This window comes from Paraglaciecola sp. G1-13, from assembly GCF_055809255.1.
Genome location: NZ_CM147903.1, coordinates 1,179,837 through 1,191,540, shown reverse-complemented (window position 1 = coordinate 1,191,540; position 11,704 = coordinate 1,179,837). Strand labels below are relative to the sequence as shown.

The 11,704-nt window shown below is 44.0% G+C and carries 11 protein-coding genes and 1 pseudogene; 10 read left to right on the top strand and 2 right to left on the bottom strand.

All coding sequences use genetic code 11. The features are described from left to right. Window positions 1–98: 98 nt before the first annotated feature. Together AC0L6N_RS05010 and AC0L6N_RS05005 are read left to right on the top strand one after the other, a co-directional pair. Window positions 99–2,186 (top strand): TonB-dependent receptor, encoded by a 2,088-nt coding sequence (locus AC0L6N_RS05010; protein ID WP_473479435.1) that lies wholly within the window; start codon window positions 99–101, stop codon window positions 2,184–2,186. A gap of 2 nt (window positions 2,187–2,188) precedes the next feature. Then, window positions 2,189–3,319: a PepSY-associated TM helix domain-containing protein gene (locus AC0L6N_RS05005; protein WP_473481250.1), complete on the top strand. Its 1,131-nt coding sequence runs from the start codon at window positions 2,189–2,191 to the stop codon at window positions 3,317–3,319. Window positions 3,320–3,580: 261 nt separating this feature from the next. Here the strand turns inward: AC0L6N_RS05005 and AC0L6N_RS05000 are convergent. Then, window positions 3,581–3,683, bottom strand: a pseudogene (locus AC0L6N_RS05000) (transposase); the annotation flags it as partial. 253 nt (window positions 3,684–3,936) lie between these two features. Here AC0L6N_RS05000 and AC0L6N_RS04995 point away from each other — a divergent pair. From AC0L6N_RS04995 to AC0L6N_RS04980, 4 genes are all read left to right on the top strand, one after another. Then, window positions 3,937–4,188: a hypothetical protein gene (locus tag AC0L6N_RS04995; protein WP_473479433.1), complete on the top strand. Its 252-nt coding sequence runs from the start codon at window positions 3,937–3,939 to the stop codon at window positions 4,186–4,188. A gap of 118 nt (window positions 4,189–4,306) precedes the next feature. After that, the gene (locus tag AC0L6N_RS04990) at window positions 4,307–4,798 is read left to right on the top strand and encodes a hypothetical protein (RefSeq protein ID WP_473479431.1); all 492 of its coding nucleotides are present in this window, start codon (window positions 4,307–4,309) and stop codon (window positions 4,796–4,798) included. A gap of 342 nt (window positions 4,799–5,140) precedes the next feature. Then, window positions 5,141–5,449 (top strand): hypothetical protein, encoded by a 309-nt coding sequence (locus tag AC0L6N_RS04985; RefSeq protein WP_473479429.1) that lies wholly within the window; start codon window positions 5,141–5,143, stop codon window positions 5,447–5,449. A gap of 83 nt (window positions 5,450–5,532) precedes the next feature. Then, window positions 5,533–6,243 carry a hypothetical protein gene (locus tag AC0L6N_RS04980; RefSeq protein WP_473479426.1) on the top strand — a complete coding sequence of 237 codons (711 nt, stop codon included), beginning with the start codon at window positions 5,533–5,535 and terminating at the stop codon, window positions 6,241–6,243. A gap of 275 nt (window positions 6,244–6,518) precedes the next feature. On the opposite strand, the gene AC0L6N_RS04975 is transcribed toward AC0L6N_RS04980, so the two are convergent. Then, window positions 6,519–8,339, bottom strand: a complete 1,821-nt coding sequence (locus tag AC0L6N_RS04975; RefSeq protein WP_473479424.1) for an acyl-CoA dehydrogenase C-terminal domain-containing protein — start codon at window positions 8,337–8,339, stop codon at window positions 6,519–6,521. Window positions 8,340–8,642: 303 nt separating this feature from the next. Between AC0L6N_RS04975 and AC0L6N_RS04970 the strand changes: the two genes are divergently transcribed. The 4 genes from AC0L6N_RS04970 (at window position 8,643) to AC0L6N_RS04955 (ending at window position 11,259) form a co-directional block, all read left to right on the top strand. Beyond that, window positions 8,643–8,894, top strand: coding sequence for a hypothetical protein (locus AC0L6N_RS04970; RefSeq protein WP_473479421.1), 252 nt, complete (start codon window positions 8,643–8,645; stop codon window positions 8,892–8,894). A 34-nt stretch (window positions 8,895–8,928) separates the two neighbouring features. Further along, complete coding sequence (locus AC0L6N_RS04965; protein WP_473479419.1) at window positions 8,929–9,066, top strand: hypothetical protein; 138 nt, start codon at window positions 8,929–8,931, stop codon at window positions 9,064–9,066. Next, window positions 9,059–9,829, top strand: coding sequence for an SDR family NAD(P)-dependent oxidoreductase (locus tag AC0L6N_RS04960; protein ID WP_473479416.1), 771 nt, complete (start codon window positions 9,059–9,061; stop codon window positions 9,827–9,829). Before AC0L6N_RS04965 ends, AC0L6N_RS04960 begins: the two co-directional genes overlap by 8 nt. A 404-nt stretch (window positions 9,830–10,233) precedes the next feature. Next, window positions 10,234–11,259 carry an NADP-dependent oxidoreductase gene (locus AC0L6N_RS04955; RefSeq protein ID WP_473479414.1) on the top strand — a complete coding sequence of 342 codons (1,026 nt, stop codon included), beginning with the start codon at window positions 10,234–10,236 and terminating at the stop codon, window positions 11,257–11,259. Window positions 11,260–11,704: the final 445 nt, after the last annotated feature.

The window sequence follows — 11,704 nt, the reverse complement described above, 5'->3', positions numbered from 1 at the left end:
TGGCAGCGAATAAGACGGCACGGCACAATACAATTAATGCGAATAATTCTCAATCAATAATAATATTGCGGTAATTGTATCCGTGCAGGAAAGGTAAAATGAAATCATCAGTATTCTTAAGCGCTTTTTATATCGCAAGCACTGCGTTTTGTGCTCAAACATATGCACAAGAAGCATCAAGTGGCACGGTCAAAAATAAACAAAAAGACATCGAAAGAATCACGGTAACGGGCGAGTTGATCCAGCGGCCTATATTTAATACGGCCAACAGTGCAGACATTTTTGATGAAGAAATCTTGAGAAATCGTGCAGGCTTAGACACGTTGCGCAACGTGCTTGAATCAGCCGCCAATATTTCAGTTGTCACGGGAACAGGCAAGGCTCCAACTGTACGCGGGGTAGATGGAACGGGCGCAGCTGAAAATGCCAATGCCTTTTTTGCGGGCAGCCGTTCACGTTTAAGTTGGCAAATTGATAATCGCCCCGCGAGTTATAGTGAAGTGGTTTTTGGTGACCTGGGCATATTTGATCTTGAACGTATTGAAGTGCTTAAAGGCACGCAAAGTACATTGGTTGGTAGAAATGCGATTGCTGGGACAGTCATTGTCAAAACCAATGATCCTAGTTTTGATAATGAAGCCGTTGTCCAAATTGCGGGGGGCAATTACCAGCAACGCCGCGCTTCCGCTATGGTTAATACATCTATCATCGATGAACAACTGGCTTTTCGATTAACTGGCGATTTAGTCAAACGAGAGTCAGCCGTTAATTACACTGCCTACGAGGGAGCAAGTAACCCTAGTGAGGTTGACGCCTTAGCGCTAAGAGGAAAAGTATTACTCACACCGGATTTTGCTCCCCAAAGTAAATTACTTTTGACACTGTCTCATACCGATTACACCGCCCCAAATAGTGAAATTATCGTTCAGCCCTTTGAAGATAGAGTTTCTAATTTTCCAAATCAGCCAGTACACAATCCAAAAACAACGTCTGTTGTAGCGGATTTTGAAAATGAGTGGTCAGACACAATCCGATTTACTTTGAATACCTCTACAACGGACTTAACGTTCAAACGAACTGCGGCGCCAAATTCAAGCAATGCAACCATTGATACCCAAGATGTTGTGATAGAGCCTAGAGTTCATTATAGGGCTAATAGTGGTTTTTCTGTGGTGGGTGGTTTGTATTATTATCAAGCGGATCAAGATGAGACCATTGAAATTTTTGGCGGTCAGACTTTTACCGATAAATCCAAGACCATTGCTATGTATTCTGAAGGCCTGGTACCTCTCACTCATGACCTAGATTTATCTTTCGGTTTACGTTATGAAAGAGATCATCATCAACGTTATGGCGGAGATGCAACAGGAGAACTGGTTAAAATTGCGAGTAATGAAACTTACACTGCCTTGTTACCTAAATTAGGTATTAATTGGCAACAAACTGACACAACCAATTGGGGCGCGCAAATATCTCGCGGCTACAACGCTGGCGGTGGTGGTATTACATTTTCGTTCCCTATTGTAAATTATGAATACGGTGCTGAATACGTGTGGACAGCAGAATTATACGGGCGCCAAACGTTACTCGACGGCAAACTTTTTCTCACCCAGAATGTTTTTTACTCTACTTATAAAGACATGCAATTACCGTTTGATCTAACGCCGGATGATTCACGTGATGAGGCATTTGTTGTGCGCAATGCAGACCGTGTCAACACCAGTGGTATTGAACTTGGAGCAACGTTAGCTATTACGCCTAACCTCGAAGCTTTTATTAACCTAGGTCTACTAGACACCGAGGTCAGTGAATACCCTGATTCGGGTATTGAAGGTAACCAGTTATTAACTGCCCCCAGTCTAACATCAAGTATCGGGTTTTCGTGGAGTCACAATAATTGGTCTGCAAGCTTGGTGACGCGCTATACCAATGGCTATTTTACTGATGTAAATAACCGTCCCGGTGGTAAAACCGATGCCTACTTAATTGGCGATGCAAAAATTTCTTATGATTTTGCACGTTTCCGAATTTACGGTTCAGTTAAAAATATAGGAGATGTTCACAAAACAGTGGCTCGTTACCCGGGTACGGCGCCTGTCGATAGCGAACAGCCCGATATTGCTTTTGATAGCGCGGTATTGGTGCAACCAAGAACATTTTTGATTGGTCTGGAAGCTCGATTCTAGTGATGGCTTCCTCGCGTAGAATATTGTCATCGCTACATGGATGGTTGGGCGGTATATCTGCCGTCTTTATCATACTTATTGCGGGCTCTGGTGCCATGCTTGCCTTTGTTGGTGAGTTGTTTATTTTTCAATATGGCGACGTACTAAAAGCGACGCCTCCCACTGTTCGTCCGCCGATGGCTGATGTGACGCGTTTAATCGCATCAGCGTCAAAAGGCTATGAGCAAGATTTTCAAACGGTGGGTGTGTTAATGCCCGCGAGCAGAATTGAAAAGATAGAAACCGCAATGGTATTTGTGATGCCCACGGGTCCCCATGCCAGTGACGGTCTGCGCATGCTCAGTGTTGACCCTTGGAGCACACAATATAAAGGTGACTTTCCTTTAAATGGGGCCTTTGCTCATGAACTAATAGATTTCCATCACTCTTTGTTGATGGGTGCTCCCGGCATCATTTTTGTTTGTATTCTTTGCATATTACTCATTCTTTTTGTGATAAGTGGCCTGTATATATGGTGGCCAAAACACGGTCACGTATGGCGTAAAGCCAGCCGTTTGCATTTACATGGGAGTGTTAAGCAAATCGTGTTTTCACTGCATGGATTGATTGGTGTGTGGAGTGCTTTACTGATCATTTATTTTTGCTTAACGGGATTGGCTTTAGCAAAACCGAATTGGTTCAGCCCGTTATTATCAGCCCCCACTTATGCCCCCCCGGCCAGTGCAGGATTTGCGGAAATATGTCATGAAAAAATAACCCCAGCCGATGCTGAACGAGCAGGAAAGCAAGCTTTCCCCAATAAACGTTTGTCGACTTTTTTTATGCCTAATAAAGAAAACGGCCCGTACATGTTGACATATAAGTCTGTTAGCGATGGCAATAAGATTGAAGGTGATGGCCGGATATACGTACATACGTCTTGTCATAATAAGGTTTACGTCGAAAACGCTAACGTGTCAGAAATATCCGTTAAATTAACGGGCATGATGTTGTCATTGCACGCAGGCTATTCCTTTGCAAAACCTATTGGTTCAATCCTTGTAGTCATAACGGGTCTGAGCCTCGTACTGCTTGCAGGAACAGGTTTGGTGACATTCTTTACTCGCACGTTACGAAGGCGACAAAATGGATAGCGTGCGGCACGTGTTGTGTATTGAGTAAGTTATATAGATATCCAGCATAACAGATACAAAACACCCAACTTAATGCTCAGGTAATAATGACTCCCTATGCAAAGTGGGAGTACCCAAAAATTCTTGGGGTATCTTTGGCCCAGTAGATTGAGGGAGTTTACAGCAATACTGGGCGTTGGAGGGGAAAGGCAGCGTACGGTGAAATCGTAGGCACGGGGCTAAGCTACAAGCTATGCATGGGTTGTTATCGTTACGTCTGCTTTAGGCGCGCTTTAGCAATTCTCTGGCTTTGGTCATTCCTCGCAGTCGTTGGTGATGGGTGACGCTTAATCGCATTTATCATTTGCTCGGTACCTAGCGCGTAGGAAGGTCATTTCAAACTCAATACACATTGCCGTACATACGTGATTACTCCCCGCCCATCTGCGTTCTTCACATAAATGTAAGAGCTGTTCGACGCTTACTGGCCACACCTTACGTTTGAGAAAAAAACTCACCTTTACAGTTAATTCCACGATATGTAACAATCTGATATGTAAGTTAAAGTTGTTACTTTGCAAGTTAGTTAAAAGCACCATTGATCATCCAACGGTTTAATTTTATAGGAGGTTTTTTATATGGAAGGTATTTTAGGTAGTTTCGGGCTCGTAGGGATCATGGTGTATGTAGCATTCATCATATTGTGGCTCTTGGTTCCCATATTTATTTTTGTAATTACGAGGCGAGTCAAAGAAATGCGTGACGTGGCCCGGGATTCACAATTAGAAATCATGGAGCTCAATGCGAACATTAAATTTATTAAAGAAAAATACAGTGAGAAAAATGAACAACTAGTGCAGCCAACGGAGTCTGAGTCACAGAATTTATAACAAATCACTAATCACTATGGTGACAGACAAAAAATGGCTTAACCACCTCACCTGATAGGCAGGTATAATCGCTGGCTTTTACGCGATAGTAATATATCTGGCGGTTCAGGAGGATGTGGTGGCTTTATCAACAGACTGGATTTCTCATCAGATCGTTTCGTCTCTAATGACCTATCATAAAGACAAATTTGGTACGGTTAATGATTGTAAAGTGGCGATCAATCACCTCATCAGAAAGTTCAGTGAGCCGCTTGCAAAAGAGGGTTTACAGCAATTTTATCGCTCTAAAAATATCACTGAAAATTCGAGCGTGATAAAAGAGCACCTGCTTCCTGTGAATGAAATCATGAACCATTTGTTATCCCTCAACCTTGATATTTCAAAAACTGATTTGGCCAAGGAAATCAGTCAATATCTTACAAAATCGCTAGTTATCGTCTTTATCACTGAAGCAGAAGACCGAGCGCTGAATGCCCATGGGTATCAGCGTAAAATGCCCCTCGAGTATTTTGATGCAAACCATTCGCTACATAATGACGCTTGGGCTAGGTATAAGTCCGCCGGTATCTACAGCAACATAGCAAGAAGTGAGTTCACAGACTTCCCATGATTTTGTAAGCTCCATTTGCCACTTTCCATCTACTTCCCCTGGCTGCTGCTATTAGCTACCTCACATAAACATACCTAATTTTAGCTTTATCAGTACCTAAATTTAACCACTTGTTAGGCAAGATTAATTGCAATCTACAATAGTCGCTTTGCTTCTATTGGGCTTGTTTTTGCTGACTATTTTATGCTGATGACGACTCATAATATTGACTATCTCCCTCGATCAGATACACAGTCATCGCTTTGACGTCGCTTCGCCTCTAACGTAATTGACTATACTCATTCTTGCATGGCTCAGCAGAACACTTGAGCGGATTAACTTTACGACTAATTGGGGAAATATATGAAAATACTGTCTGTAGCGCTGCTAGCAACAATATCTTTAGCAACCTTAAACGGATGTACGGATAAAGCGGTTTCATTACCCTACTTAATTCACTCAGACGATATTGTTATTGCGGCCAATGACAGAACGTCTGCCATTGAAATCGCCAAGATATTGCAACTGACGTCATTAGAGCCCGTTCAGCATGATGAGCTCGATTGCGAGAAAGGACCTAGTCACATTGCCATCAAAAAGAAAGGATCGTTACAAGGCGCCTTTGACGATCTGGTGGATGAAGGCTGGGACTGTGTGCTCATATTGGACTAGTAGATACTTCAATTTGTCAGCCTTAATGGATATTCATTAAGCCGGCAACTAATCATTTTTTTCAAAAGGACAAGGAGAAAATAATGGCTAAAGTACAGGTAACATGGGATTTGATAATAGAGGGGTTCAGCGAACTCGGTGAAGACGAAGTATCGCTGCAATTTGCAATGGTTACTGCTTTTGGAGGGGACGTTCGATTAGACCCTTATACCACTGGTAACCTCTTTCCCTCTAGATTTCGTAGAGGGCTAATTTTGCCGCCAGACTCAACTGATGATGAAGGTCGACGGATCCGGGCGCAAGGCATGTTTGTTGTACCCGCGAATGTGCCTACCATCAGAAACCCCTTTCTCGGCTTTGTTGCACGCGCAGTCGAGCAAGACAGCTCAAGTGATGAAAATCGTGAGCAAGATAATGAGCGCTTCTACAGTGCTGTTGAATCTAGTGCTCAGCAAATTTTTTCCGCTGGAAATGTACCTTCAGCAACGGATCTTTGGTCAGCGGGAAATAGTGCGAATTTAACCGATAGTGGCTGGTTTATATTTGACCCAGATGACGACGATAAAGTAAGTACATCAGCAAGAGTATTTCCCACATTTGGAAGTCGATTGCGCGAAGCTTTGGTTGCTGAGCCTACTATTGGTTTGGGTGGACTTAGATTGCCGGGCCCTAACGAGTCATTCAGTATTACGTTTGTTGGCTCTGGAAATGCTTCTGGAGCTTTGTATCAAGTAAATGTTTCGATTCATTTAGTGACTAACGGCGGACCTACATCTTCGCAGTCGTGGTACTAATAACGGCTATGTGCGTTCATACTTCTTTGCTGACAATTCGATACTGACTGTTCTTTACTGACTGTTCTTTACGGAGAACCCCTTACTGATAGCAGCCTAACTTTAGGTTTATGAAACGAAAGCATAAACACCAAGGCACTGAGTCAAATTGGTTCCAATAACTCAGTGCCTTAGCCCTTTCTTTACTGCTATTTTTGCATTCCTTTATTCTGCAGCACTCATTACACTTGATATACCTTAATCACTTACACGCTAACGCTGATTTTCATGAACTATTACAAGAAAGACAGCAAATCTTGATCAAGTTGCATGAGCGTTTTTGGATCTGCCATCATGGTTTTGGCCAGTGATTTTGTTCTGGGCAGTAAACGCTCAAAATAAAATTCAGCGGTTTTAATTTTGGCGCGGTAAAAATCTCGATTTTCCACGTCGGTCGCGAGCTTTTCATAAGCGGTTTGGGCCATCTGCGCCCAGAAATATGCCATCATGATATAGCCTGAGTACATCAAGTAATCCACTGAGGCTGAGCCGACAATATCGCGATCCTTTTTCGCTTTTAACGCTAAACGCATGGTGTATTGCTGCCAGTTCGCCACATTCTTGCTTAATGCCCAAATAAATTTGTTCATTTGGCGCTTGTGAGGGTTTTTAGAAATCATGCTTTTGTCTTTACAGAAAAGCAGCACTTCTTTACTGAACGCATTTAATGACTTGCCACGGGTAAGCAGTATTTTACGGCCTAATAAATCGAGGGCTTGAATGCCGGTAGTGCCTTCATACAAAGTGGAGATACGCACATCACGGACGATTTGCTCCATGCCCCACTCTTTAATATAGCCATGGCCGCCGAATATTTGCATGCCTTGGCTAGTACTTTCACAGCCCATTTCTGTTAAAAACGCTTTAAGAATAGGAGTGATAAAGCCTAACCTGTCATCCGCTTTTTCTCGCTCAGCCTCGGTCTTAGCCATTTCTATTTCATCGACTATTTTGGCGGTGTAATAGATCATCGCGCGACCACCTTCAGAGATGGCTTTTTGGGTCATCAACATTTTGCGCACATCAGGGTGCACTATGATGGGATCGGCGACTTTATCTGGACATTTTTTACCGGTTAGCGCTCGCATAGATAAGCGGTCTTTGGCATACAATAAAGAATTTTGGTAAGCCAATTCAGACGCGCAAACGCCTTGCAGCGCGGTGCCTACGCGAGCCGTATTCATAAAGGTAAACATGCATTCTAAGCCTTTGTTTTCTGGCCCAATTAACACACCTTTTGCATTATCAAAATTCAGTACGGCGGTAGACGATGCTTTGATGCCCATTTTATCTTCAATGGCACCGCACGTGACCTTGTTGCCCTCGCCTAAATTGCCTTGTTGATCAACTTGTACTTTTGGCACAATAAACAGCGATATGCCGCGCGTGCCTTCAGGTGCACCGGGCAACCTAGCCAACACAATATGAATGATGTTTTCAGTTAGGTCGTGCTCACCTGCAGAAATAAATATCTTGGTGCCCACGATGTCATAGGTTCCGTCATCATTTGGTATGGCTTTGGTTTTAACTTGGCCCAAATCTGTGCCACATTGGGGCTCAGTCAAGCACATAGTGCCAGTCCATGTACCTTCAGTTAGGCGAGTAAGGTAAAGCTCTTTTTGTTCTTGTGTGCCGTGGCTTTGGATCGTATTCATGGCTCCGTGGCTCAGGCCCGGGTACATGGCCCAAGACCAGTTAGCCGTTCCCATCATTTCTTGTTTTGCCATGCCAAGCGAAGGAGGTAAGCCTTGTCCACCATGCTCAACCGGGTGAGATAAACTCTGCCACCCCCCTTCTACATATTTGTTGTAGGCCGCTTTGAAGCCAGTTGGCGTGGTCACCACACCATTATCGAATTTACAGCCCTCTTTATCCCCGCTTTGATTTAACGGCAGTAACTCGTTTTCACAAAATTTTGCGCATTCTTGCAATATTGCATCCACTAAATCAGGGGTTGCTTCAGCGAACTCCGGGTATTTTTCATAATGTTGATAATATTTGAACACGTCTTCAATCAAAAACTTCATGTCCATTACGGGCGCTTTGTACTGCAACATAGTAGAACTCCAAAATTTGTTTTTCTTATCGGCTTTTGGCGACTATAGCAGACAAAAAACAACTGGTCTAACCACTTAACTGAAAATACTTGATTCACTGAGTAATAAGCAATTATAAATAATGACAATAATCGCAAAGACACCATGCAGCATTTTTTGTGTTATCAATAACTGACTCGGGATGAGCTGCCTTAAAGCGCAATAGTTCAGGGCTTGTTTTTAGGTTCAATCTATTAGGTGCTTTGTTTAGGTGCAATGCGCTCAAGCGGGTAGTTGCTAATGTGACGTTAAGGATGAAGATAGATGCCCTATAAAGTGAATTTTTTTGCTCGGCCAGTCAATTCCGACCAAAAACTACCTTGGGAAAGTTTACTCATCGAGTTTTCTTTGGGTGTGATATGCCTTGTTATGGCTATCTACGGCTGGGATACAGGTATGGCGTTAATGGCCTACCCCGCTGGTATCGTTGCCACTATATGCTTCGCGCTCGTTGCTTATTCGCTATTTGGCTTTTTTCGAGAAAAGTGGCTAGCCAAGAATCAGGCAAAAGATTAGCTGCGAACTCCGCTTTTATCATTAGGTGAGTTGCATGGATGTAAGCAGCAAGAATAACCTTTTTATGGATCGCCCTTGGCATTGGTTACCGCCAGACCAAGTACAGAATAACAAAAATAACGAAGCGCCTTATGCTTGGCGCTTTACTAAGATAAGGAACGTAGATGAATAATTTTTTTTCAGTGGCTGGCAAGATTGCGGTCGTAACAGGTGGCTCTAGCGGAATTGGCGCTATGATCGCCCGTGGATTCGTGGAAAACGGTGTGAAAACCTATATCACTTCGCGCAAACTTGAACAGCTTGAGCAGACCGCTTCTGAGCTATCCGCCTTAGGTGAATGTATTGCCATTCAGTCTGACTTATCGACCATGGCGGGGGTTGAGGCATTCGCCGAGGAAATGCTTAAACGCGAGTCAAAAATAGACATCCTCATCAACAATGCAGGTGCCGCCTGGGGAGCACCGGTAGAAGAGTTCCCTGAATCAGGTTGGGATAAAGTCATGGATTTAAACGTGAAGTCTATTTTCTTTTTGAGCCAACGCTTACTGCCCGCGCTTCGTTTAGCGGGCGACGCGAACGAGCCTTCACGGATAGTCAACATTGCCTCTGTTAACGGGCTCACTCACCCTCACATGAATAATTATTCGTATTCTGCGAGTAAGGCAGCGGTGATCCAATTGACGCGCCATATGGCGGCCGATATTCGCCCAACTAACGTCAATATCAATGGGATTGCCCCTGGGTTTTTCCCAAGCAAGATGACAAAACAATTACAAGGGCATGAGCAAGAGATTGCAGATAGCCTTCCCGCGCGCAAAGTGGGCGAGCTGGCTGATGTGGCTGGTACGGCAATTTACCTTTGCTCTAGGGCGAGTAATTACGTATGTGGTCACACGGTTGTGTTAGACGGTGGTCAAGTGGCTAATGCGGGTTAAGCTGCTTTAAGGCCAAGCAATAGCGCCTCATATTTGAATACGGGGGCGTTGGAAAGCCAGCATTCTTTGCTGGCTTTTTTTATCTGAAACGTGAGTAGCATCCTTCTTTGCAGTATAGACTTGTGCATTTCTCGCCTACTGCCGTTCTTACTTATCAACGGTTGTATTGTGTATTTTGTCTCCCATTCCACGCTTTCATAGAGACAGTTAATAGCGCCTCATCATTTTTTACAATGGCTATTGTGCTTAAGAAAGACCATAAATATGTTCAACTAACCGTTACCTTATTCACACTTGGTTGGCTAGCTTTTGCTTTATGGATCGTTATTTAATTGAAGTCTGATCCAATGAATCAACGTTAAATCAACGAAGAATACATTTACCACTGTATGTAGGAGTTCACTATGTCTCAATATGTAAACCGCGCGGTTGTGTTAGCGAAAAGACCTGATGGCGAGCCACAAAATGATGATTTTAGAATTGAAGAGCAACCTCTAGCCCCACTTGCACAAGGTGAGATACTGGTTCGCACTGTCTGGTTATCCTTGGACCCCTACATGCGCCCGCGCATGAATGACATGAAATCATATGCAGCGCCGACCCCCATTGGCGGCACAATGACAGGTGAAGTGGTCGGTGAGGTAATGGAGTCGCGCTCAACTAAGTACGCTGTGGGCGATCATATCACCGCTTATGGCGGATGGCAGGAGTACTTCGTCAAACCGGATGACGCGCCCATGATGTACAAAATTCAAGATCTGAATATTCCTTTGCAAGCTTACCTTGGTGCGGCGGGTATGACTGGTCGCACGGCGTATTTCGGGTTAACCGAAATCGGTAAACCGCAACCCGGCGACACCTTAGTGGTGTCTGCTGCCTCAGGCGCTGTTGGCGGCATTGTAGGCCAGTTAGGCAAGATGTACGGCTGTAAAGTCATTGGTATCGCAGGTGGCAGCGAAAAATGTCAGTTCGTAGTTGATGAGCTTGGCTTTGATGCCTGCGTAGATTACAAAGCAGGTGATCTTGAAAAAGACTTACAACAAGCCTGCCCCGATGGTATCGATATCTATTTTGAGAACGTAGGCGGTGATGTCACTCGCGCGGTGGCTAAGCTACTCAATCCAGGCGCTAGAGTGCCCATTTGCGGCTATGTCTCAAATTATAACGATACTGATCTAAGCAAGGTACAAACGCCGCAAGATATTTTGGCAACATCCCCTAACCCACCCACCGCTCGCTTTTTTGTGCAAACTGAATGGCAAGATCAACACCAACAAATCACCCAAAAATTGGCGCAGTGGGTCAAAGATGGCAAATTGGTCTATCGAGAGTCTATTGCTGAGGGCATTGAGCAATCGATACCTGCATTCCAAGGGATGCTCAAAGGCAAAAACTTCGGTAAACAGCTGGTCAGTATTAGCCCTGAATAATTACAAATAACAGGGCTGATAATGGCTGTCATAGTTGTTGTCATAGTTGCTATATGCCTTTTATAGGTAACCATGGGGCGATGCTTTGACCGCGTTTCGCATTGCTCCTTTATTTTATCCCCCTATCTTTTGCCTTAGCAACTCACTTGAGCTACTGACTCTATTTGATCTACTCTCTGACTTGTTCGTCTCGTTATTCGTTTCTGAACATTACATCTAAAAATAGTCATCTCAGGTCGTAGCGCTTGCGCATGTTTATTGGGCGTCGAAAAGTCAGTTAGCGCTCTCAGCGGCTAGCAATCACTGCAACTGCAACTGCAACAAACAATCTTGCCTGTGATCAAAGCTTAGCGTTTATTGACGATAATACTTTACCAGCCACTTAACCCCGGCCGATGAATATGACTCTGCATAAAAATAAATGACGTGTGAAGCATCGCCTTGC

What these genes read in the sequence shown, in the direction of transcription:
- AC0L6N_RS05010 (WP_473479435.1), top strand. Translation starts at nt 99, where the DNA reads ATGAAATCATCAGTATTCTTAAGCGCTTTTTATATCGCAAGCACTGCG.
- AC0L6N_RS05005 (WP_473481250.1), top strand. Translation starts at nt 2,189, where the DNA reads ATGGCTTCCTCGCGTAGAATATTGTCATCGCTACATGGATGGTTGGGC.
- AC0L6N_RS04995 (WP_473479433.1), top strand. Translation starts at nt 3,937, where the DNA reads ATGGAAGGTATTTTAGGTAGTTTCGGGCTCGTAGGGATCATGGTGTAT.
- AC0L6N_RS04985 (WP_473479429.1), top strand. Translation starts at nt 5,141, where the DNA reads ATGAAAATACTGTCTGTAGCGCTGCTAGCAACAATATCTTTAGCAACC.
- AC0L6N_RS04980 (WP_473479426.1), top strand. Translation starts at nt 5,533, where the DNA reads ATGGCTAAAGTACAGGTAACATGGGATTTGATAATAGAGGGGTTCAGC.
- AC0L6N_RS04975 (WP_473479424.1), bottom strand. Translation starts at nt 8,339, where the DNA reads ATGTTGCAGTACAAAGCGCCCGTAATGGACATGAAGTTTTTGATTGAA.
- AC0L6N_RS04970 (WP_473479421.1), top strand. Translation starts at nt 8,643, where the DNA reads ATGCCCTATAAAGTGAATTTTTTTGCTCGGCCAGTCAATTCCGACCAA.
- AC0L6N_RS04965 (WP_473479419.1), top strand. Translation starts at nt 8,929, where the DNA reads ATGGATGTAAGCAGCAAGAATAACCTTTTTATGGATCGCCCTTGGCAT.
- AC0L6N_RS04960 (WP_473479416.1), top strand. Translation starts at nt 9,059, where the DNA reads ATGAATAATTTTTTTTCAGTGGCTGGCAAGATTGCGGTCGTAACAGGT.
- AC0L6N_RS04955 (WP_473479414.1), top strand. Translation starts at nt 10,234, where the DNA reads ATGTCTCAATATGTAAACCGCGCGGTTGTGTTAGCGAAAAGACCTGAT.